Here is a 22,561-nt window from a genome sequence, read left to right on the forward strand (position 1 = left end):
CTTTAGGCGACAACCTCTTTGGCCTAGAAGACACCCTCGGTGGTGGTGATCTCGACTACGACGACTTCATCCTCGGCTTTCATTTCAAAACCCTCACCACCTGAGCGCGGATCGTTGAGGCATGGGCACTGAGTTCGACTCTCTGATCACACCGAACTGATACCAAGCAATGCGATCGGCTTGGCATCGAAACTCGCGCGTCAGTCCCTCTGCGCCCTTCTGGCCTATCCCAGTTGCACACCATCCGCTCCACTTGCACAAAAAAGCAGGGACAACTTAGGGAACACCCACTCAAACCCATTGCAGTCACAAACAATTGGGTGGCAGCAGAGGCCACCAGGGCCAGCGCTGATCAGCAGGTTGGGTGCCGTTTGCCGCCACGCAATTCAGGTTCCGTACCCACGATTCTGCCTAGAGGCGGTCCGTTCAGCGGTCGATTTGAAACTGCCCAGCAGCCAGTGGCATCGAACAGACCTCGAAAGCCGGAACCAAGACTCAGCTCCCTCTTGAAGCCTCTCAACGAAACCGAGTGATGGCCTGATCAAATCGTGCACGAATCGGACCAATGGCCGTTGGCGATATAGGGGCAGTTCGTCGAAAATCGCTGAAAGATCAAGACTGCACTTGGTTATTCCCTCGCGCGCACTGATAGGGGATCTCCCTTGGAGAAGGGAGTGGCATGCTGGCGTCGCGGCAACTTCCGTCGAGTCTGGTTATCAGCTCAATTGGGGAGATCAGCAGGCTCACCCGCCGGAGGTGTAGCGATGTCTCAGTTCACTCAACTTGGCAACAACATTGTCGGAGGAAGCCGTGATGGTCTAAGCGGCTGCTCAGTATCACTCTCAGCCGACGGAAGCATCCTTGCCATTGGTGCACCGGGCCATGACCGTGACGACGCTTACACCCACTATGCCAATAAGTATGGATATAACGCCGGCTATACAGGCATTTACCAGTGGAATTCAGGCAGTAATACCTGGGACCAACTCGGAGAATTAATCGAGGGAGATCTCATTGATGGCAATCAATACAGCGGTGTGTCCGTTTCGCTCTCTAATGATGGAAGCAATGTAGCCATTGGTGCACATAGTGGAAGGGGCCGTACGCGCGTACTCCAGTGGAATTCAAACACCAACGCCTGGGTTCAAAAGGGTGAAGATATCGATGGAGAAGCGGTACCTGACGAAAGCGGTATGTCCGTCTCTCTCTCCGGTAACGGCAACACACTTGCTATTGGTGCACCTCGTAACAACGATCATTTAGGGAAGGGACATGCACGCATCTTTAGGTGGGAGGCGAACGAGTGGGTTCAACGCGGAGTTGACATCGAGGGAAATACTTCGGAATACATAGGCCTTTCCGTCTCACTATCGGATGACGGCAACATCATCGCCGTTCGTGGAAGACACCCCGGACCCACTGGCACGCTTAAAGGCATCACACGCATTTACCAGTGGAATTCAGACAATTCCGCCTGGGAGCAACTCGGTTCTGATATCGAAGGCGAGGGGCTGGGTGATATGAACGGGGGCGATGGGGCGAGTGGCGAACCCAACGACTCTGTGGCGATCTCGGGTGATGGCACCACCGTTGCCATTGGGGCCCCTTGGAACGATGGCAGCGGCAGCGGCAGCGATTACGGCCATACGCGCATCTACCAGTGGGATGGCAACGAGTGGGTTCAACACGGCAGCGATATCGATGGAGAAGCCGCGGGTGACCGAAGCGGATTCGCCGTATCACTTTCAGATGACGGCTCCATCGTTGCCATTGGGGCCATGAACAACGACGACAACGGCGCTTATTCCGGCCACACACGTATCTACCAGTGGAGTGGAACTTCCTGGGTGCAAATCGGCACTGATATCGATGGGCAAGCAGGTGATGTCAGCGGCACCGCAGTTTCACTTTCAAGCGATGGCAGCACAGTGGCCATCGGAAGCCATTCAAGCGATGGCGATGCCGGACAACGTGATACAGGCTCCGTGCGGGTGTTCAGCCTCGACAACACACCTCCCACCATCACCATCAGCTCTGATGTCGCCTCTCTCAAAGCAGGAGAAACGGCAACCCTCACTTTCACACTCTCAGAAGACTCCTCCAACTTCATCGAGTCCGACGTCACCGTCTCTGGCGGTGCAATCTCTGGCTTCTCCGGTTCAGGCACTTCCTATTCCGCCACCTTCACTCCCTCTGCCAACAGCACCACTGACGCTGTCATCTCCGTTGCCTCAGCCAAGTTCTCTGATTCAGCTGGCAATACCAACGCCGACGGCTCTGATGCCAATAATTCCGTCAGCCTCACCGTCGACACCGTCAGGCCCACTTTCCAATCCGCTGCCACCAACACTGGCGGCACCAAAGTCATCCTCACCTACAGCGAAACACTCTCCTCCACAACCGCTGCCATTGGCACCTTCTCGGTCACTACTGCGTCCAAAGACAACCCCGTCACCGACGTTGCCATCGCTGGCTCCACCGCTGAACTCACACTCACCAACACCATCAAAAAAACGGAGACCATCACTGTTGCCTACAGCGATCCAACAAGCTCCAACGACACCAACGCGGTTCAAGACTCAGTCGGCAATGACGCCGCAACCCTGAGCGCTCAATCCGTCACCAACAACTCAACCGTTGCAGCTGACTCGTCCTCTGACGACTCAACATCCAATCACAACGCAAGTCGCGATTCAGACTCCGGCAGCACTCTTCTTCTCAACGACAACAACTCCTTCTCTGTCACAGCTGGCGCCAATCAAGGACTTTGGCTCAATCTCAAGGTCCTCTCTGCAAGCACAAGCCTGCAGAACAGCCTCATCCTCATTGATCAGAACAACAACGTCCTTGGCTCAATCGGCGCCACTCAGTTCTCCACAAACTGCGGGTCTCACGCCATCTTCATTCCAGACGGATCGACCATTTCCTTCCAGCAATCCAGCAACAACCAGCCCATCAACAGCTCTCCACAACACACCATCAACCAGCAAAGCGATGGCACCTACAAGCTGCAACTCAACGACAACACACGCGATAGCGATCACGACGATCTGATCATCGACATCAGCTATTCCGCCACCTCGCCCAATCCCAACGCCACATCCATGGCCGCCGAGCAACAAGAGATCCACGACGCCATCCTTGATCTCTCCTCCATCCCTACAGACGGTCAGACACTCCAGATCACGCTCAACAGCGACTGCTCTTTCATCAATCGCTTTGCGCTCGTCAAGCTCAACCAGACATCCTCAGGTGAGTTCACCGTTGGCGGGTTCAGCAACACAGCAACTGATCCCTTTGAACAAGCCGTTCGCGACAGCCTCATCAATCCTGGCGGCAGCATCACCACCGCAACTGGCGTTCAGGAAAAGATCATTGAATGGTCTCTCTCTTCCACAGACGCTGGCTTCTATGCACCCGTGATGATCAGCGCCTTGGGTGATCTCCACACCGTCGGCTCCTCTCACGTCAAAAATCTCGGTTGCAACCTCTTTGCCTTTGAGGACGACAGCCGCATCTCAACCTCCGACTACGACTTCAACGACCTCACCACCAAATTTCAAATCATCACCTGAATTCCATCCGCTCAGGCACTCACAACAACACCCCTCAAGGCGGATCAGCACTGCCCCGAATTCCCATTTGCCAGACGGGTTCAGACAAGGCCGCCAGGAACGGCTGAGTTCGCCGCGAGTCAGGCCCGGCCGAACAGCGTCGCGTAGTGCCGATACCAGTCGCTCTGAAACCGACATTCGGGGTCGTGCATCAGTTTCGCGTCGAGGAACTCCGGGAATCGCGGATAGCAAGTCTCGACCTGTTCCCTCGTCGCCCACGGGTGATAGGTGAGATAGAACCGCCCCCCATGCTCGATCACCCGGTCGATGATCCGGCGAAAATCGGCCTGGGCCTTCTGGATGCCTTCGGGCGTGTGCATGACATGCAGATTGCAGACGATGCAGACGCTTCTCCGAGTAGCCCAAGGGAGAAAGCTTTCCTCGTCGGGCTCGATGAACCGGATGGTGCCATAGGTCATGTCGACTCCATGGCGAATGAAGTCCTCACGCACCTCGATCAGAAACGGGATCAGTGAGTCCCCGTCGACGTAAACCTCCGTGATCATCTCGGTCCCCTGATCAGTGGAGACCACGGCGTCATACCCATCGAACACGTTCGAAAGCTGGTGGGCATCCGACCAGTAGACCTGACCCGAAGTACCCAGATAGAACTGCTTGTACGCCGCAAAGGCCTTTCCCTTGTTGGTTCGCGCGAGTCGATAGAGATCGGCCCAGTCGGACGCCGCCATGTGGCGGATCTCTTCGGGAACGGGAGTGTCGTCGGGAACCGGCTTGTAGCAAGAGAAGACTCCGGGATGGAACTCCTCGCCGCCATGCAGGTCGATCGAGTACTGACAGTCGCCGAAGATGAAACCATCCTCGATCGCCACATCGATCCGGGGCATGAGAGTCCTGACCGCGATAACCTCCACCATCCTCTTCACCTTGAACCGAGGCACCAGTCGAATCGTGACCCGGGTCACCACGCCAAAGAGTCCGTAGCCGCCGATCGCGAGGGCGAAGAGCTCACGATTTTCGGTTCGACTACACACCTTCAAGCGCCCATCGGCGTCGATGATCCGGAAGGACTCGATGTCCGAAACGAAAGGCGGAAATCGAAGTCCTCGACCGTGGATGTTGGACGAGAGCGAGCCCGCGATGGAGACCTGATCGATTCCGGTCTGCTTCTGCCGCACCGCCCAGATCGTTTCACTCCCGTCCTGATCGGCGTGGAGGTAACCGATCAATTCCGGCCACATGATTCCACCCTCGACTTCGATCAGACCATTCCGACGATCGAATTCAACGATCCGATCCATCCCACGAAGATCGAGATGCACGGTTCCGGTCCCGAACTGTTGCCCCCCCATCGAATGCCGGCCTCCGGCCATGGAGACCGAATCGCCCGCCTCGGCCGCGGTCAGGATCACCTTCCGGACCTCCTCCTCCGAACCTGGCGAGAGAATGGACTTCAGATGGGTGGGATTCAGACGGGATTGAGCATCATTGACTTCAGGCATGAAAAGAGGCTCCTTCGATGAACGTAGTCATGGATGAGGGGTCATTCATTCGGAACCGTCCAGCACGATGGTCTCGGTGACAGCGTCACCATTCCAGGGCCTGACGACGAGGTGAAGGCGACGTTTGCCAAAGCACAGCTCAGGCTGCGAATCCGCACTAGCCCACAATCACGTCCAGTTGCACAAAAAAACAGGGACAGCTCAGGGACCATCCACTCAAACCCATGGCAGTCACAAATCAATGGGTGGCGGCAGCTGCCACCAGGGGCAGCTTTGGGCCTTTGACGAGATGCCCTCCGTTGCACTCAGATTGCCTGGCATCAACTCTGGAAAGACCAACGACGTCGACAGCTGCATGCCGAAAACTGGATCGTGAAGGGTGTGTGGGAGCCCCGCAAGTATTGATTCTTGCGCTCCCATCGAGCCAGTGGCAACCATCTTGACGCGTCTAACGCCTGCACTCAGCATCGACGACAACAGCTGTCACGCCAGGCAACTGAGCGGCCAAATCACCAATGCGATCCAAACAAACGATTGGCGTTGTCCTCTTTGAGGACTTCGAGCTACTGGATGTCTTTGGGCCGCTGGAGATGTTCGGCTTGGCGGCTGATCATTTCGAGATCCGCTTGATCTCAGAACATGGCGGCGTGGTGGCCAGCCGCCAGGGCCCTAAAAGCGTCTGCGACGATTCGTTCGAATCGGCGCCAGCCATCGACGTGCTTCTCGTTCCAGGCGGCATCGGCACCAGGAGGGAAATCGACAATCCTGTGCTTCTCGATTGGTTGCAGCAGCGTGCGCAGCAAGCCGAACTCGTCACTTCGGTCTGCACCGGCAGCGCGCTGCTGGCCAAAGCGGGGGTGCTCGATGGAGTGCGCGCCACCTCCAACAAGTTGGCCTTTGCCTGGGCGGCCTCCAAAAGCGCCAAGGTGCAGTGGCAACAGCAAGCGCGCTGGGTGGAAGACGGCAAGTTCTTCACCTCATCAGGCGTGTCTGCTGGGATTGATATGGCGCTGGCGGTGATTGCCAAGCTGGTCAGCCACCAGGCCGCCGAGCAGGCAGCCAACGTCGCTGAATACGTTTGGCACCGCGAGGCCGATTGGGACCCCTTCGCCGAATTACACGGTTTGGTGGGCGATTAAGACCTGAACGTCTCAGTCGTAAGTGTTTCTAAATCTGCCTAAGCCTCGGTAGCAGATGCAATCCCAGCAGAGTGATCGGGCTGCCAACAACACGTGCAGACCTTGGTTTCAGCCAAATGGTGCAGTTACACGATCTGATGGCGGTCCGCGAAACCCACCGCAGCGATCAAACACAGTGGAGCAAAGATCAACCCGCCCAGAGCCAGTTCCTGCTGCTGCTGCTTGTACCCGGCAACTTCGCTTCCATGAGCCTGCTTATCTCCATCACAACAGCCAGCCAGCGGGCTGATGTCAGCATCAGCAGAGCAAGCGGAATCGATAACTTGATCGCCTACGCGCCTCTGGATCCATGCCTGCCAAGCCTCTGCCCAACACCGGTGCGGTGAGCGGCCTAAAGGAAACCCTCGATTTCTTTGGCGATCCGGGCTTTGCCCAAAGGCGCTTTGAAACCTATGGCGATGTCTTTGCCACCAAGCTGCTGGCCCAGCCGATCGTGTTCATCCGCGGTGAACGGGCGATCAATGATCTCTTCAGCCAAAGCGACTCGCTAGAAGGCTGGTGGCCCGAGAGCGTGAAAAAGCTGCTGGGCAGCCGCTCATTGGCCAACCGCAGCGGAGCGGGCCATAAAGCCCGCAGGCGCGTGGTGGGCCAGCTGTTCTCCAGCACGGCCTTGGCCCGCTACACCCCATCGATCATTTGCCTGGTGGATGAACTCGCTAATGAGCTGATCAGTGCGGATGGCCCGGTGCCCTTGGCCGGACGGATGCGCCGCTTTGCATTTGCCGTGATTGCCACCACGGTGCTGGGGCTGGATACAGGCAGCAGGGAGGCACTGTTTGCAGATTTTGAGATCTGGACCAAGGCCCTGTTCTCCATTCCGCTGGCAATTCCCGGCACCCCCTTTGCCAAAGCCATGGGTGCCCGCCAAAGGCTGCTGAACCGCATCAAGGAAGTACTCAAAGAAGGCAGCAACCAAGGCGGCCTGGATCTAATCAGCGGCGGCCTCGATGAAGCCGGCATCCCACTGGATGACGACGACCTGGCCGAGCAACTGCTGCTGCTGCTGTTTGCCGGCTACGAAACCACCGCCTCATCGCTGAGCTGCCTGTTCCGCGCCTTGCTGCTGCATCCAGAGGTAATGGAGTGGCTGCGCAGCGATGTGATGGCCTCGCCTTGGCCAGCGACTACATCACCGCAATCCGACAAACTCGATGCCACGGTGCTGGAGGTGATGCGGCAAACTCCGCCGGTGGGCGGCTTCTTCCGCCGAAGCTTGCAAGCCATTGAGCTGGCTGATGTAGCGGTGCCAGGAAACAGCGTGATCCAGGTAGCACTTACGCCAACAGCAGCAACCAGCGGAACTGATTTGAGCGAATTCCGCCCGCAGCGCCATCTGGATGGCACGTTTGATCAAACTCTGCTGCCCTTTGGCGGCGGCGAACGCATCTGCCTCGGCAAGGCGCTCGCCGAACTGGAGATCCGGCTGATGGTCGTGGGCTTGCTGCAAAAGGTGGAGCTGCAATTGGTACCCGATCAGGATCTAGCGCTGCAGTTGGTGCCCAGTCCCACCCCGCGCAGCGGGCTGATGGTCACCGCAACAGCCCGATAGAGCCATGCGCAACTTTGAACCAGAAGAGCTCGATCGCATCATCGAAATGGCCTGGGAAGACCGCACCACCTTTGAAGCGATCGAATACCAGTTCGGCCTCTCTGAGCAGGAGGTGATGGAGGTGATGCGCCAATCGATGAAGGCCTCCTCGTTCAAGCTGTGGCGCAAGCGCGTGAGCGGGCGCAAGACCAAACACGGCACCACAAACCCATCGAATCGATTTCGCGCCAAGTGCCACAAGTGAGCTCAGTGGCAGCGATTCAGGCGAGCCACTGATCGGCATCCATGATCTTTTTGATCAAAAGACCCAGGCGCTTGAACTCAGCAAAATTCAAATCTTTAACGGCTTGATCCAGGCCGCAATCAATCCATTCCTCACCGCGCTTTTCGTAGATGGTGAAGTCCTGCTCGAAGGTCTCGCGGCGGATGCAATAGGTCATGCCGTCGTCATGGAGAAACTCAGCGGATTGCAGTTGCAGCCCCATCAATGCGCCTTTGATCAATGCGCTGATGCTGGCGCACCGCTGCCATCAGCGATGTCCCCCCACTGCCGAGCACCCCGTGGCCCTAATCAACTCAAGGCATTCCTGCGGAAGATGCAGCAAGAGGAAAGCCTCAAACAGGCCGAAGGCCACAGAAGATGAAAAGAGGCAGTAACGGCCACCAAGGCCAGTTCTGATCTTCATGTTGGATGCCGTTTGCAGCCACTCAGCTGAGGTTTCCTGCCCATGATTCTGCCTAGAGGCGATCCGTGCAGCGGTCAGCTTGAAACCGCCTAGCAGCCAGTGGCATCACCCAGAGGCTTGAAAGCGAAACAAGCCCAGATCCTGCTGAATGCAACGGCGTACCTTCGTCTGGTCCCACCAGCTCAGGGACATGCGCCCTACGACGAGATCCCGTTGTGCTTCAGTGAGCTCGTCGTAGGGACTTGAGACTTAAGTTCGGTAGCTGCTATGAAGAGAATCGATCAAGGACACAAAGCCCTTAGTTTCTAAGTCCAAAAGCATAATCAACACAAAAAGGAATCTTTTATACAAGATCAATGCCGACACCTCCCGTATGAGCAACAATCCCAACCTCTACATCAAGACCAGCGCGTTCTTGACTGATTGCAATACCCCCTAAACTGTGCAAAACGCCGACAAGCTCTCCCTCTCTGGAGAACTCAACCCTCCTCCCAACAATCTCTACAACTGTATCAGCAGAAATGATCGCCCTGTCTCCTATATCATTGAAATCGGCAACAACATCAAACGTCTCTTCATTGATACCCCTCCAATGATTTTGCCTTCGAGAAAGCGAGAAGGTGTCAGCTCCCGAGCCTCCGATGTAACTGTTAATCCCACTGCCGCCGATCAACACATCGTCGTCACGACCTCCGTTTAGACGATCGCGACCTGCATCACCCGCAAGAATATCATTACCATCTTGGCCAAAAATCCAGTCATCACCTCCACCAGACGAAGCAAAGTCATCAAAACCACCAAGGTATATCGAGTCACGCCCACCACCAGTTTCGACGCTATCTCTTCCATGACTCAACCGGATAGTATTATGACCACCTAGAGAATGAATTCTTGTATTCCCGGTTGCGGTAATGCGATCATTTCCAATCCCTGTACGGATTGTATTCGACGAAATGTTCCACACATAAGCAGGCCCACAAGGGAATTCGTCAAAAAAGAATCCCTCCTCCCCACAATTAGGGTCATTCGGGAAAGGTCGCTGCCTGACCCCGTAAGCCTCGATCCGATTATTGCCATCGCCAGCATCGATCGCATGACTGCCTTGGCCAACAATGATATGGTCATCGCCATTTCCAGATTGGACGGCTCCACCTCCATCGCCAGCATGAACATAGTTATCTCCTTCGCCAGCATCAATTGTATCGAAGCCATCTCCACCTAAAACAGTGTCGTCCCCCTCTCCAGAGGAGACAAAATCGTCTCCATCATTGCAATAAATTGTGTCAGCCGTGCTTCCCGTAAGAGTTATCCTGTCGTCACCATATGTGCCATGAATCACGTAGCTACGAATGGGAACTCGAACTCGCCCTACCGTATTAAATCCATCACCATGCACAACATCAATACCAACAACAGTTCTAGTTTGCCATCGCCCTCTTGCGAATGGCCAAGGCCAACCCCCACCTCTCTCCTCACTGCCAATCACTGTTACTTGATTTGCTCGATAATCAATCTCATGAATTGAAAAAGCAGAAAAAGCTTGATTGATATCTGCAAAAGTCCGGCTGATTTGCTGACGCGTCTCATAATTTCGTCGCCTTCTAAGGCTTTCATTCCATTCGTATGCACGTGTGGCATTAAAGGCTTGCTGCAGATTTTGTTGTCGTTGGCGGAGGAAAAGGCTGAATAGGCTTGACATGTTTCTTGTGTGAATGAAACGATGAACTCACCATCTCCGGGATTAATGACCGACTGAATGACCTGGGTCAGACCAGCGTGTGACATTGTTCACATGACCTCTAATGCTTTCACATCCCAGGAAACGTAAGAATAACGAATTTGATTAAGTCAATGTCTGTGTCTTCCAGGTTCTTGGCAAGCGGGCGGAGGAAGGCGATGCCAAGCCTTGCAACCAAACCATGCAGGAAGCGCCTGGGATTCAGAGCATTCTCGGCAATGTCATCGATCACCAGAGTCTCATCGCCACCGAACTTCTCATCGTTGATTAGGGCCATGACCCAACTCTTGTAGGTGTAAACCCAATCAGTCACTCCAATTCCGGGTCATTCAGATCCAGAGCCATCGAACGCGTGCATATCTCGGGCACATAATTTTGCCTCGCGATTAAGCAGCCATCAGCAGCTTGTCAATAATGAGCTTCAGCCGACTCCGTTCCATGCAATCGCTTGACCAACGTATGCAGCGTGTTGTTGTCCGGCGTCAGGAACTGGCACAGCGATGGGATGCTCTGCGGAACAACGATCTGCTCCAACTGCTGGTCGTGACGTTGCCAGGTCTGTTGCGGGCAGAGCGGTGCGGAGTGTTTGTGCTCGATCCCGATGCCGATGAGCTGTGGCTAGAGGCCGGCACGAAGGTTGTGCAACGACAGATCTGTGCTGACCTCGAGGGTTCGATGGTGGGTGAGTGCGTCAGCACCGGTAGCTGTGTCAACCGCTCAGGGCTGGAGATTTTGGAGGGAGCACACCAAAAAGCGGGTGAAGCTCTTTCTTACATGGTGTCCACCGCCATCACCGTGCCAATCCACGGAGATGCGTTGGAGGTTGTCGGAGCGCTTCAAGTCTTGAACCGCATCGATGGACAGCCCTTTTCTGCTGCTGACCAAACCCAACTGGAAGCGGTGGCCAACGCAATCCAGCCATCGGTGAAGGTCATGTACGCAAGTCGGGCCCTGCAGCAGCGATCGCTCAAGCTTGATCACACCATCGAAGTGCTGCGTGACCGCCTCGAGGCGCTTCGTCCTGGCCACAGTTTCCGCACCTTTGAACCAGCACGGCTGGCCCATGACGAAGGCTTCTTGCATCACCGATGGAATGGCCGTTGCTATCCACCATTCATCGACTATCGAGCCACCGAGCACCTCACAAAAACTTGGGACACTCAGCCGAACGACGTGCTGCTAGCCACCCATCAGAAAGTTGGTACCCATCTGGCGAAAAAATTTCTGGTGGAACTGGTGCGAGCCAATGTTGACCTGCCCGGCAGACATCCGATGGTGGATGGTGATATCGGGCACGGAGCGATGCCCTGGCCTGAGGTTCTGTTGTCCCAAGAGACCCCAGGCGACTGGCAACGATTCCAGGCAGCCACCTCGGATTGCCCCCGACTTTGGTATCTACACTGCGCCGTTGACGATTTGCCATGCCGTCGCATTCATCCTCAAACGCGTTTCGTTGTGGCCATTCGCGATCCGCGAGCCGCGCTGGTTTCCCAGTACTTTTTCTGGGTGCGCCACCCGCTTCTGCAAGTCGATCCCGAACTCGAACTGGATCGTTTCGCTGAGCTGTTTGTGCAGGGAGATCTCTACTTCGGTAGTTATTTCCGTCATATCCGCGGTTGGTTAACACCTGAACCCCGACTGCAGGCATCCCAGATCTGCGCGCTTCGTTATGAAGACATGGTGGAGCGCAAAGCTGACACCGTTGAGCAGCTTCAGCAGTTCCTTTTCCCTTCAGCGACTTTGGAACCAGAGCGGGCTGCAGCAATTGCCGCTGGAACCGAGTTTCAGGCCATGAAACAAGGCATTACGGCGAATCCAGGCAGTTTTCATCTCAATCCCAAGCTGTATTTTCGGGCGGGAACCACGGACAATTGGCGTCAGCATCTGTCGCCTCGTGCCGAGGCGTTGGTGGCAAAGGCCGCTCGGGAGCAGTGGGCAGGGATGGAGACGCATCCTCTGCTGGCAGGCTATTTCGAGGAGCTTGCTGATCTTTAGTGTTGGAGATCCGTGGCTCAACCGCTCGAACGGTTCGGTGCATCAGGTTGCTGATCCGGTGCTGCCATTGCGAACGCTTCCAAGCTTTGACAATGCCTATGCAGGGCCACAAGCCGCTCAAACGGTCTGAGATCAAGCCCCAGGCGCATCACCGCGTCGAGCTGAGGGACCACGCAGGCGTCGGCCATTGTGGGTGAGGAATCGAGGCAAAAGGGCCCAGAAAACGACGCCAGCCAGGTGTTGAGGTCGTTGAGTGCATGGAGCTGATGCTGTCGAATGCCCGCCTGGAGGGCAGGCTCCAGTGGCGTGGCAGCCGTTTGACAGCCCGCCTCGATGATGGGTTTGCGCAAACGTGCCGGGAGGAGCAGCGGTTGCATTGAACTGTTGATTTGTTCAGCAATCGCACGGCAAATTCGTCGTTCGCGATGCGTGGTCGGCAGCAGGGAGTGCCCCTGTTCGGGGAAGGTCTCTTCCAGCGTCTCGAGGATTGCAAGTGTTTGAACCCAAGGCTCGCCATCAACCATCAGGGTTGGCAGCTCAGCTCGGGGATTGATGGCCAGGTACCAATCGCTATGTTGCTCGCCTCGATCCAAGCAGACAGGGGTGTAACTGAATGGCAGCTTTTTCAGCCGCAAACCGATCTGCAGACGTTGGGAGGCGCTGGAGCGCCAGCATCCGTACAGCTCTAGGGATGGCATCAGGGAGGTCGACGTTTCTAGTTCAAGATGACGCTTGTTAGCACTTTGTCCCCGTCGTTTCTCGACCGAGCCAAGCGAGTCCTCCATCACGGTGGACTAGGCCCTAAGCAAAAGAATCGAATGTGCTCGGGAAAGAGAGCGCGTTAAACAACTCAGCCGAGTTCTCCTCCTGCCGCTTGACTCGATCACGAAGCAATACCCAGGCTTCAAGATCCTCAAGAACCATTCCTCAAGCTGTTCTCGCTTGATTCCGATGAGACGGGAGCGGGATCCATTGCCCATCGTTCCGCCCAGTTGCACAACAAACCAGAGACAACGCAGTAACCACTCCACGAACCCCACTGCAAACACAAATCAACGGGTGGCAACTGTGGCCACCAAGGCCATTGCTGATCAGCAGGTTGGATGAGGACTGACGCCACTCAGGTCATTCCCTACCCACAAGTGATTCTGCCCAGCGAACGCCGCATCAGTGTGGTCTCAGGGGACCTCCTTCAGCCCAGGCTCCACCGTCTCGAGTTGCTGCATTGTCAACGAGGAGCGGAATAACAATGGAAGTGGTGCTGAACCGGACTGGAACGCCCCGTTCCCAACAGGGGCGAGGGGAAGTGTTCCGGCTTGACCCAGAAGATGCCTATCGAAAAACAGTTTCGCCATCCCTTGAAGTTCCTGTCTGGCAAGAGACTGCGCCGGGCCAGTGATCACTGGTGGGAGGTTTGAGGTGGCATCCAAGAAGGAAAGATGAGTGCCGCTCTTCTGAACCGCCAGCACCGAGCCTGGCTGGCGAAGACCGATGAAGGGGGTGAGCTGCTGGGAAACCGGCGGAGCGAACACGTCATTCATGCCAGCAATCACGAGCATCGGCACCGCAACACGAGACATCGATCGACTGCTGAAAATCGGATTGGTCACTGGATTCACCGCAACAGCAACCTTCACGCGGGGATCGCGGAAGTTGGTTCGTTTCACCACACGTTCGGGTGCTACGCACTGCCAGACGATGGCCGGGTTGAGAACCACGGTGCTGGGGTCATTCAGCTGCTCACATCCGCGCACCAGGTGGGGCCAGTCCAGTTGAGCCCCCGCAAGGGCCGTGACCGTATAGCCCCCAAGGGACTGGCCGAGGACGCCGACCCGCTGGGTGTCGACCCTGTCCCCCCAGCGCTTCTCAACCTGATCGATCAGTTCAGTCACGGTGATCGGCTGGCGATACCAGGCATTGGCGGGAGGCATGGCACCTGTACCCTTGATCGCGGCTGTCATGGTGTCAGCGCTGGTGAAGGGAAAGTCGAGAGACGCAACCGCATAGCCATGACTTGCCAGGGTCTGCCCGACGTAGAGGAGCGCATTCATGTCAGTGTTCAAGCCCGGCGCTAGCACCACCAGAGGAGCCTGGCTACTGGCCGTTGACGTCTCGGGCAGATAGACACCGGCCTTGACGCTGTCGACGACGCGACCTTTGAACGTGAAGGACACCTGCTCAAAACCAGTGTTGCCTGGTTGCGCTGCGACTTGAAGATCCGGAGCGGTTTCTGGAGTTCCTCCCAGTTCAGACAGACGCGAATAAAGCTTGTTCTGAAGATTGAACTCCTGGGTCAGGGAACGCAGCAGCGAGCCGACAGCGCTCACATTGATCGCGATCGTGGGTAGCGGGTAGGCCTGAAGCACATCAATCAAACGCAGACCGTCGCTGTTGGCTGCTGCATTAATCAAGGCTGAGGCCAGAGCATTGCCTGCCACGTCCGTGGGCTGATTGATCAGCTTCGCCAGCTGTTGAACCGTTCGCTTACCCAGGGGAGTGGAGAGAAAGTTCGATGCCATGAGGGCATTCACAGGAGCCGACTGATTGAGAGCCTTGCGAAATGCCTGCTTTTCGGAGGGTTTAAACAGACGCAGCACATCGGCGAGTGCGGTCCCTGGTGATTGACCGCCCGCATAGTCGGCGAGTTCATCGATCGGGATGGATCGCTCGAATTCACCAAGCTGGAAGCTGAGTCGCTCTGCGGACGATGCCGGAGCCGACACCAGGGCACCAAGACCGATCAACGCGAATAAAAAGCGCTTCATATCAATCAGCTATTTAGGAGAAACTACACCTAATTGCTAGAAAAAGGTCAAACAACCGGATACCACGAAAACTGAGCTTTCTTCATCAAGGGTGGACAACTTAACAACCCTTGATCAACCAGAGCGGGTAAGCAATCGGTCACTAGGCATGCCCTGTTAGTCGCCCTAGATGGAAAGACTCACTCACGACCATGCCCAGTCTCTCAAGAAAGCAAATAAAACAGACATCCACGGCCAACGCCAACAGCGACTCCCAGAGCGGCTCCAGGCCCCAGCACCGATCCAACTCCATCGCTGTTGCCCGGTCCAAGCCCAGCACCAAGACCTGCACCTTCGTCGGTTCCTGCCGCGGTCCTGGCCCCTCACCACCTGAGCTCGGATCTCTGATCACGGGTAACTGATAGCAAGCAAGGCGATCGGCTTGCATGGAAACTCACCCGTCCTTCTCTCAGCACTCCTCTGGCGCATCCCAGTTGCACACAATCCGCTCAGCTTGCAAAAAATCAGGGACAACTCAAAAAGCACCCCCTCAAAACCACTGCAATGAATAGCCAGTTGCTTAAATCAGGGCGCACTGAATTCACGAGCCATTACCAACCTGTGGCACTCAAGCCGAATCAATAACATTAATCTTTAAGCGCAGCTTGATCATCAAAATAAAAATCGACTTGCCTTTGCAGTGAAAGCACAAAGGGCAACAGCGCTAGCCAAAGGTATCCTCAATAAAGTGCAATTAAGACTCACTTCAACAGAATGAAGGCTTACGCGAGTGGGCCGATCAGCGAGTCCACTCCGCGCCAGAATTAATTAACCTGAGGCTATCTTTGATAAATTCAAATTGCGGTATATTGGTAGTAGTCCAGGGGTTAGGTGCCTTGTTAATCAAGATCACAGCTCCTTTGTCTCCATCCAGACCAATAATTGAAAGGCTGAGATAGCCATTTCCGGAGCCTGAATGAAACAAATACCCTCCTTGCGCCTGGGCATCGGCGTTGCGGTCACCAATGAAGAACCCCAGGCTCCGGCTCTCAGTGGAACTAGGGATGCTCAACTGTTGGGCCAAAGGTTGTTCAATCAGGATATGGCTGGAATTGAGCGCCTTGATAAAGGCCAGATTGAACCGAGCCAAGTCGCTTGCCGTACTCCACATCAAACCGGTGGAAAGGATGGGATGCCGCATCGGTGCCCGAGGGTGCGGCTGATCATCGATGTCATAGGGGATGGCGATTGCGCTGTTGTCGTTCAGGAAAAATCGGTTGTTGAATGTGCTGCTCCTCATGCCGGACGGTGTCAGCACCAACTCCTGCATCAAGGCCTTGAAGGATTGGTTGCTGATGGATTCCAACGCCGTCTGCAGCACCGCATAACAGCCGTTGCAGTAGTCGAAGCGACTGCCAGGAATTCGCTCCACCGTGAGCGGTTCGTTGTTGGCTGGAGGCAGTCCTCGCAACACCTGCGGCAAACTCGGAAGAGTTTCCTTCGGACCACAGCATCCGTCGGGGTAAGGATTACTCAACGCTGCGGTGTGGTTCAGCAGCATCCGAAAGCTCACCGGCACCCTCGCGGTGTAGCTGTTCTCCGGGATCGTCCAATCCTTCAAATAACGATTGACGGGCTCATCCAGGGCGATCCCTCTGCTTGCCAGGAGCTTGACTGATGCCAGGGCCGTGAGAGTTTTGGTGATCGATTGGGCCTGGAACAAGGTGTCAGCCGTCACCGGTCGGCCGCTGGCCAGATCCGCTACTCCAAATCCCCTTGCCCAAGCAATGGTCCCGCCATCAATGACGGCAATGGAAGCACCTGGAATCCCGTGTTTCTGTCGCAGGGTGTCGATCTGCTGCTGCAGGTCGGTGAAGGGAGATGCCGCCTCCGTGGGCATGGCGAGGGAAGCCGTAGCAAAGCAGACAATCGCCCCAGCCCAGCCCCCTCGAAAGAGCCTTAGTCGGTCCCGCAACATCGCAGTCACAACGTTCTTTGTTCAACGCTAAATCACGCCACTACACCTGTTAGGGGTTTTGTATTGTCTGGGGCCGTCACTGAACAAGAGAACGTCAATAAGGTAGGAGTTCGTGACTGACGCCCGATGGATCCCACCAACTCAAATCAGCGGAGCGATAAGCCACCACGTTGAACATACCGCGAATGTGGTGATAACTGATATGGCAGTGGAAAGCCCAAATCCCTGGGTTATTGGCATCGAAGGCAATCCGGCAAGTCCCCCCTTTCGGCACATAAACCGTGTCGCGCATGGCTCCGGACAAGGGCTCACCATCAATTTCAAGAATTTGGAATTCATGTCCATGCAGATGCATGGGGTGGCCCATGGGGGTGGGGTTAGTAAACACCATTTCCACCCGTTGGCCTTTTTCAACCCAGTAAGGGTCTCTGTAGGGGTAAAAACGATGATTCAAGCCCCATTTGTATTTTGGAGCCGGGCCTGTCAAGGCAATAGGGATTGTGTTATCTGCATCACGAACGGCGAGAGGCTGTTGTGCCCGCAGATGCTTATCTTGAGTGAAATCGAGGCGACCAGTCCACTGATGGGTTTGTGGTGCCAAATCGGGCATGCTGAGCTTCTTGTTACTGCGCAGCACGACGCCACAACGCAGATTGCTGCGTTCACCTAAAGCCAACAACGGAAAAACCCCAGGTTCTTCAGGCAACTTGACGCGCAGCGTCAAACGCTGCGCTGTAGCGAGTTGAAACACCGAGCCGCTGATCGGCTCTACCGGATTGGCATCGGTGCGGAGCAGCTCGCCCTCGAGATCGCCAAGATCCAGAAAAAAGCTCATAAAGGCACTGCCGGCAATCCAACGAATCGCCACGGTCTCGCCAGGCTCCACATCAATGATTTCTGGAGCATCGAGGCTGCGTTCATTGGCCAGCAGAGCGTCGTAAACAACGTCTGGGGCCATCATTAACATCCCTTTTTCTTGTTTCCAACAAAAGCGTTGATTTGCCTGATCCCATTGCTGGGTCAGCAGCATTCGCGGCTCATGCCAAGCGAAATCAGCCAAGCCTTTGGCCATCGCAGTCCCACCGCCGCGCTCGCCAGCAACGACGTTGTCGAGGATTTGACTCGCGGGCGTGAAGCTGAAATCCCTCAGCATCACCGTGATCGTTCGATCGGCCCACCGCTCTTGCTCCTCAGAGAGGATCACAAACGGCTCAGCCATATAAGCCTGGGTCTGCAAGCCGTAGTGAGAGTGCATCCAAAAGGTACCGTTTTGCACCAGCGGGTAGTGAATGCGTTGGCGTTGTCCAGGCGGAATCGGTGGTTGCGTGACAAACGGCACGCCATCCATGGCATTGGGAAGAATCAAACCGTGCCAATGCACGCTCGTGGGCACCGGCAATTGGTTGATCAGCTCAAGATTGACGCCATTGACTTGTGAGGTGGTGTATCCCCTCTGGCCATCCACCTGACGAATGCAGCCTCGAACAACGGAACGCCCCAGAACTGTGATGGGTGCTGTTGTGATTTCAAGGACAACGGTTTCTGAATTGCGGGGCCACTGAAACGCCTTCTGACTGATGAATCGATCCCAAGACAACCGAACTTTGGCTCGACTTGCCTTGACCACCTCCAGGCTGACGCTGCCAACGAAAGCGACCAGCACGCCCAATCGCAAAAAAGAACGACGCAGCAAGAATCTCTGAGCCAGTTCTCACTGGTTTAATGACGGCCTTTTGGTGGATGCTGGAGAAGCATTTTTTTCTAAGCATTTGATGACATCAGGTAATGACATCAGGCGAGGTCATCAGGTCCATCCTCGCCGCAGGAACGCCTTCGCAAGCTGAACGCCACACCGTTGCGCGCTGAATCAGCGGATCACGCCAAGCCAGCCAAAACGTAGAAGATGCTGGAGAAACTGAAAGGGAGCCACTTTGGACGACCGGCTTCAACAGGTCTTGCCAGAGGCCCTCAATCAAGCCAAGTCACACAAAAACCAGTGACAACTCACGAAGCTTGCCCTTATCACTGATGCCCCTAGCACTGATGCCCTTAGCACTGATGCACTCAGCCACTCCTGAAGCACCACTCCAAACACGAATCATCACTGTCTCTCGGCCGATTCTGGCTCGGCCGATTCTGGCTCCGACGATCCTTGATCGAAGCCGCAAACGTTCGAACGTTCAACACAGCAGCTAACGAGGCTGCATCAACTCCATACAAAACATGCTCTGCTTGGCCTTGTAGCAATGGTGCTGACCGGGCAAACGATGGGCGTCGCCGTAGGCATTGTTATTGCGGAACACACCATTCACTTCAGGGCCCGCGTAATCACGGAACCAGAAGTCCTTCAGCACCGGATCACCAATCCTGCCGCTGCCGTTCCACCACCACCAGGGAACGCCACCGCCATAGCAGCTGCCGTTGCTGTACTCATCAGGTTGATCACTGCAATAGGCAGGAACCCACTCGCCCGTCTTCCCTCCATGGCTGAGCCTGGTCCAGGCGTTAAAACAGCCAGCCGCCGACTGACGCTCACGACCACACCTATAGGTGCGCTGAACATCAGGTGAAAGGGAATCAGGAGCGGCTCCAGATGCCAGCAAAAGAACGGCTATCGAAATCGCGGCGTTCATGGCTCCTCCTTCGGCAGCAACGATGGCGGCTAACGCCCTTAGTGATAGCCACGCAGGTGTAAACCAGCGCGAGTCTTCCTTCCGCGCGCAAAACAGCACCGAGGCCTTGATAAAAGCCCCAACTCAAAACAGAAGACAAAACCCTTGCAATCAATCAAACAATCTGGATCGACGTTGACTCAATAAAAACACCAACAAATCATCAGGACTAGCAGCCTTAAGCAATGCGCATGAATGTTATTTTGTCATTTTTGGTGTCTGCGTTTGATGCATCATTTCAATCACATCTTCCGCCAAGGGTTGGCTCTCCTCAGGGGGGATCAAAACCTCAAGGTAAGCAGCACCTGAATGATCGTTGATCTCAGCAAAGGCCTGATCAAGCTCTGCCAACGTGGCAGCCTTGCCGCACCACCAACCCTGACAACCCAATGTTGTTGGGATGTCGGCATAACGCCAGATGGGAATGTTGTTGTAGGCGTGGCCCGTCTCACTGATCAAAGCTTCTACCCCATACAGACCGTTGTTCAAAACAATCACCACGGGAGACACCCCTGTGAAGCCCATCACACCGATCTCCTGTGCCGTCAGTTGATGGCCACCATCACCTGTGACGAGCACAACGCGACAATCTTGGTCGGCAAGAGCGCATCCCAAGGCGGCAGGTGTGCCCCAACCAATCGAACTCCAGAGCGTCTGGCTTTCCATCGCCACTCCAGCAGGCAAGCGAAGCGCATTCAGCTTCAGCAAGCAGGTGCCTGTATCCGACACCAATACATCTGTGGGCCGCAAAAAGCGCTGCAAACGCGGATAAAAGCCTGACGAACTCGTTGGCTCCTGGGCTTGACCGGACACTGGCAGAAAGGGTTCAGGCTGAACAAAGCGCTGATCGCCACAACGAGACGGCTGCTTTAATCCAGCTTGAAAACGCGTGATAAGCCCTGCGAGCACATCACTCAGGCTGACACTGGTGAACACCTGATCACCAGCTTGCACCCAGTCTGCGTGCAAAGCCACAACGCGGCTGAGATCCAGCCGTCCACTCCAAAGGCCTGTATTGAGGTCATCCATCACCAATCCACCAAGATCGATCAGCAGATCAGACGCTTCAATCACTCCCTGCAGAGCAGGGGGAGTGGATCGACCTCCGTTGTACATCCCCAAAAACGCGGCGTGGTCCTCACTGAGAAGCCCCTTGTCCATTGGCGTGGTGGCGTAAGACAAGCCGGTGACCTCAAGAAACTGAGCAAAGGCATCAACCAAGCCAAATCGACGAAGCGTGACTGTTGGCAACACAACGGGCTGGGTCGCGGCTCTGATCCGCGACTCCACGAGCTCGAGAACAGCATCGAGTTCGGTCACAACGCTGGCGTGCTGGCTGATGGCTCCGATTGGAGAGCCCTCAATCGGGTCGCCAGTGATTGGCATCAAAGCCAGATCCATCGGGACTGTCAGATAGGCAGGCCTGGATTCCTCGAGTGCTTTATCAATGACTCTCTCCAGCTCAATCACAGCATTTTCAGGAGTCAGCCTCGCGCTGACACAACTCGCCGCAGAGGACATCGCCTCAAACCTGTCGTAAATCCGATCGCCGAGAGTGTGATGGCAAATAAGACCCTGACGCACAATGCGCATGCTTGGCGTGCCGACCAGGTGAAAGACAGGCAAACGCTCGGCCATCGAACCCATCAGGCCATTAAGAGCACTGAGTTCCCCGACGCCGTAGGTAGTGCAGACGATCGCAGCTCCTTTGCGTCGTGCATAGCCATCGGCGGCATAGGCCGCGTTCAGTTCATTCGACGATGGCACCCATTGCAGACGAGGGTGCACCTCAACAGCATCGTTGAGCGGAAAGGAGTAGTCGCCTGGAACGCCGAAGACATGCTCAATGCCGAGGGCCGCTAGACGATCGAGGGTATAACCAACAACTGAAGGAGACATCAGCAGGCCAATCCTGATCTCACAAGAGTCTGATCATCCTCAACGCGGAATGCCACGGCAAAGATGATTGGGGGAACGGCTCTCATCCAATGGCCCTGCATTGGCCACAATCACGCCAAGTGGCACAAAAAATCAGTGACAACTCGCGGGTAAGAACTCAAAACCACTGCAATCAGTCACTCCTGAATGGCAGCAGCGGTCACCTCAGCAATAAGGTTCAACCCGGCGCGTAGAGCCACCCTGCTGACCAAGGTCTTAAAGCTCATCCAAAGGCATGCCTGCGATCTCAAGAGCATCAACAAAAATGAAATGCCGCGTCGGCGCAAAAGCAGCAATGCACAACTGAATCTTGCCAACAAGCAAAGTATCAGACGATACACATTATCCTCAGCGATATTCAGAGTCGCCTGCCATCAAGACAAAAGGCCTGGCCAGAACGATCGCTGCCAAGCAGCGACAGAAACAAAATGGCTTGGATCAACGACTTTACCTATTAAGGCAAAGAACAAGGCGTCCACTACACCCAACAGGCACAATCCAACCCCAAATAGATTAGCCGTAGAAGAGCAGGTTTAAATGTCTGTTGTATCCCTCGATACCAATATTTCATTGCTGGTCGCAGATGGGAGCTGCCAAAAGATCAGGGAACTGCTCACGGACAGCACACTTCCTGTCGTCTGGATCGAGATCGATCAAGACCCCTTAAAGGCCATTACGGATGTTCTGAGCCAAAGAGAGCACAAAGGCACCCCAGTTCAAACACTGCATGTTGTCAGTCATGGCGAAACCGGCGCTCTCCGTTTCGGAGACACGAAAATCAATGCCAAGGCCCTTCTCAACGCTCATCATCAGCTCGCCTCATGGCAACTCAATGAAATTGCCCTTTGGTCTTGCCACACTGGAGCTGATGGCGACTTCGTCGCCCTCTGGGAAGAGCTAACCGGTGCGAAACTTTGGTGCAGTAACAGCCTGCTCGGACGTCGTCCTGACGGCAGCAGTGACTGGAGGCTGATCTCCCAACACACAG

18 protein-coding genes and 1 pseudogene are annotated in these 22,561 nt (G+C 55.4%); 8 read left to right on the top strand and 11 right to left on the bottom strand.

Features of this window, described 5'->3' with window-relative positions:
• Positions 1-764: 764 nt before the first annotated feature.
• Positions 765-3,575, top strand: a complete 2,811-nt coding sequence (locus tag DXY10_RS02125; RefSeq protein WP_115015613.1) for an Ig-like domain-containing protein — start codon at positions 765-767, stop codon at positions 3,573-3,575.
• A 119-nt stretch (positions 3,576-3,694) separates the two neighbouring features.
• Here the strand turns inward: DXY10_RS02125 and DXY10_RS02130 are convergent, their stop codons facing one another.
• Positions 3,695-5,074 (bottom strand): FAD-binding oxidoreductase, encoded by a 1,380-nt coding sequence (locus DXY10_RS02130; protein WP_115015615.1) that lies wholly within the window; start codon positions 5,072-5,074, stop codon positions 3,695-3,697.
• A 515-nt stretch (positions 5,075-5,589) separates the two neighbouring features.
• Between DXY10_RS02130 and DXY10_RS02135 the strand changes: the two genes are divergently transcribed.
• From DXY10_RS02135 to DXY10_RS02145, 4 genes are all read left to right on the top strand, one after another.
• A complete protein-coding gene (locus DXY10_RS02135) occupies positions 5,590-6,213 on the top strand; it encodes a DJ-1/PfpI family protein (protein ID WP_115015618.1) in 624 nt (207 codons plus the stop codon).
• 116 nt (positions 6,214-6,329) lie between these two features.
• Positions 6,330-6,599 carry a hypothetical protein gene (locus tag DXY10_RS14405; protein WP_206749686.1) on the top strand — a complete coding sequence of 90 codons (270 nt, stop codon included), beginning with the start codon at positions 6,330-6,332 and terminating at the stop codon, positions 6,597-6,599.
• Complete coding sequence (locus DXY10_RS02140) at positions 6,563-7,822, top strand: cytochrome P450 (protein WP_115015621.1); 1,260 nt, start codon at positions 6,563-6,565, stop codon at positions 7,820-7,822. The genes DXY10_RS14405 and DXY10_RS02140 overlap by 37 nt, the downstream gene beginning before the upstream one ends.
• 4 nt (positions 7,823-7,826) lie before the next feature.
• The gene (locus tag DXY10_RS02145) at positions 7,827-8,066 is read left to right on the top strand and encodes a TIGR03643 family protein (RefSeq protein ID WP_115015624.1); all 240 of its coding nucleotides are present in this window, start codon (positions 7,827-7,829) and stop codon (positions 8,064-8,066) included.
• A gap of 16 nt (positions 8,067-8,082) precedes the next feature.
• Here the strand turns inward: DXY10_RS02145 and DXY10_RS02150 are convergent, their stop codons facing one another.
• From DXY10_RS02150 to DXY10_RS14410, 3 genes are all read right to left on the bottom strand, one after another.
• Positions 8,083-8,307: a hypothetical protein gene (locus DXY10_RS02150; RefSeq protein WP_115015626.1), complete on the bottom strand. Its 225-nt coding sequence runs from the start codon at positions 8,305-8,307 to the stop codon at positions 8,083-8,085.
• A 544-nt stretch (positions 8,308-8,851) separates the two neighbouring features.
• Entirely contained in the window at positions 8,852-10,207 is a 1,356-nt protein-coding gene (locus tag DXY10_RS14185; RefSeq protein WP_136989011.1) for a calcium-binding protein, read from the bottom strand.
• A gap of 109 nt (positions 10,208-10,316) precedes the next feature.
• Entirely contained in the window at positions 10,317-10,559 is a 243-nt protein-coding gene (locus DXY10_RS14410) for a hypothetical protein (RefSeq protein ID WP_170955662.1), read from the bottom strand.
• 125 nt (positions 10,560-10,684) lie between these two features.
• Between DXY10_RS14410 and DXY10_RS02170 the strand changes: the two genes are divergently transcribed.
• Complete coding sequence (locus DXY10_RS02170; protein WP_170955664.1) at positions 10,685-12,241, top strand: sulfotransferase domain-containing protein; 1,557 nt, start codon at positions 10,685-10,687, stop codon at positions 12,239-12,241.
• Between the two features lie 17 nt (positions 12,242-12,258).
• On the opposite strand, the gene DXY10_RS02175 is transcribed toward DXY10_RS02170, so the two are convergent.
• From DXY10_RS02175 to DXY10_RS02205, 7 genes are all read right to left on the bottom strand, one after another.
• Positions 12,259-13,026, bottom strand: coding sequence for a glutathione S-transferase N-terminal domain-containing protein (locus DXY10_RS02175; RefSeq protein WP_244281890.1), 768 nt, complete (start codon positions 13,024-13,026; stop codon positions 12,259-12,261).
• 393 nt (positions 13,027-13,419) lie between these two features.
• Positions 13,420-15,006 (bottom strand): alpha/beta hydrolase, encoded by a 1,587-nt coding sequence (locus DXY10_RS02180; protein ID WP_115015639.1) that lies wholly within the window; start codon positions 15,004-15,006, stop codon positions 13,420-13,422.
• Between the two features lie 142 nt (positions 15,007-15,148).
• Complete coding sequence (locus DXY10_RS02185; RefSeq protein ID WP_115015641.1) at positions 15,149-15,433, bottom strand: hypothetical protein; 285 nt, start codon at positions 15,431-15,433, stop codon at positions 15,149-15,151.
• Between the two features lie 351 nt (positions 15,434-15,784).
• A complete protein-coding gene (locus DXY10_RS02190) occupies positions 15,785-16,885 on the bottom strand; it encodes a serine hydrolase (RefSeq protein WP_244281891.1) in 1,101 nt (366 codons plus the stop codon).
• 172 nt (positions 16,886-17,057) lie between these two features.
• Positions 17,058-18,656 (bottom strand): multicopper oxidase family protein, encoded by a 1,599-nt coding sequence (locus DXY10_RS02195; RefSeq protein ID WP_115015646.1) that lies wholly within the window; start codon positions 18,654-18,656, stop codon positions 17,058-17,060.
• Between the two features lie 499 nt (positions 18,657-19,155).
• Positions 19,156-19,596: a hypothetical protein gene (locus tag DXY10_RS02200; RefSeq protein WP_115015649.1), complete on the bottom strand. Its 441-nt coding sequence runs from the start codon at positions 19,594-19,596 to the stop codon at positions 19,156-19,158.
• A 237-nt stretch (positions 19,597-19,833) separates the two neighbouring features.
• Complete coding sequence (locus DXY10_RS02205) at positions 19,834-21,534, bottom strand: alpha-keto acid decarboxylase family protein (RefSeq protein WP_115015652.1); 1,701 nt, start codon at positions 21,532-21,534, stop codon at positions 19,834-19,836.
• A gap of 186 nt (positions 21,535-21,720) precedes the next feature.
• Between DXY10_RS02205 and DXY10_RS14190 the strand changes: the two genes are divergently transcribed.
• Together DXY10_RS14190 and DXY10_RS15105 are read left to right on the top strand one after the other, a co-directional pair.
• Positions 21,721-22,110: a hypothetical protein gene (locus tag DXY10_RS14190; RefSeq protein ID WP_136989013.1), complete on the top strand. Its 390-nt coding sequence runs from the start codon at positions 21,721-21,723 to the stop codon at positions 22,108-22,110.
• Positions 22,111-22,560 (top strand): annotated as a pseudogene (locus tag DXY10_RS15105) (DUF4347 domain-containing protein); the annotation flags it as partial.
• Position 22,561: the final 1 nt, after the last annotated feature.

Source organism: Synechococcus sp. UW140 (genome assembly GCF_900474295.1).
Classification (GTDB): Bacteria; Cyanobacteriota; Cyanobacteriia; order PCC-6307; family Cyanobiaceae; genus Synechococcus_C.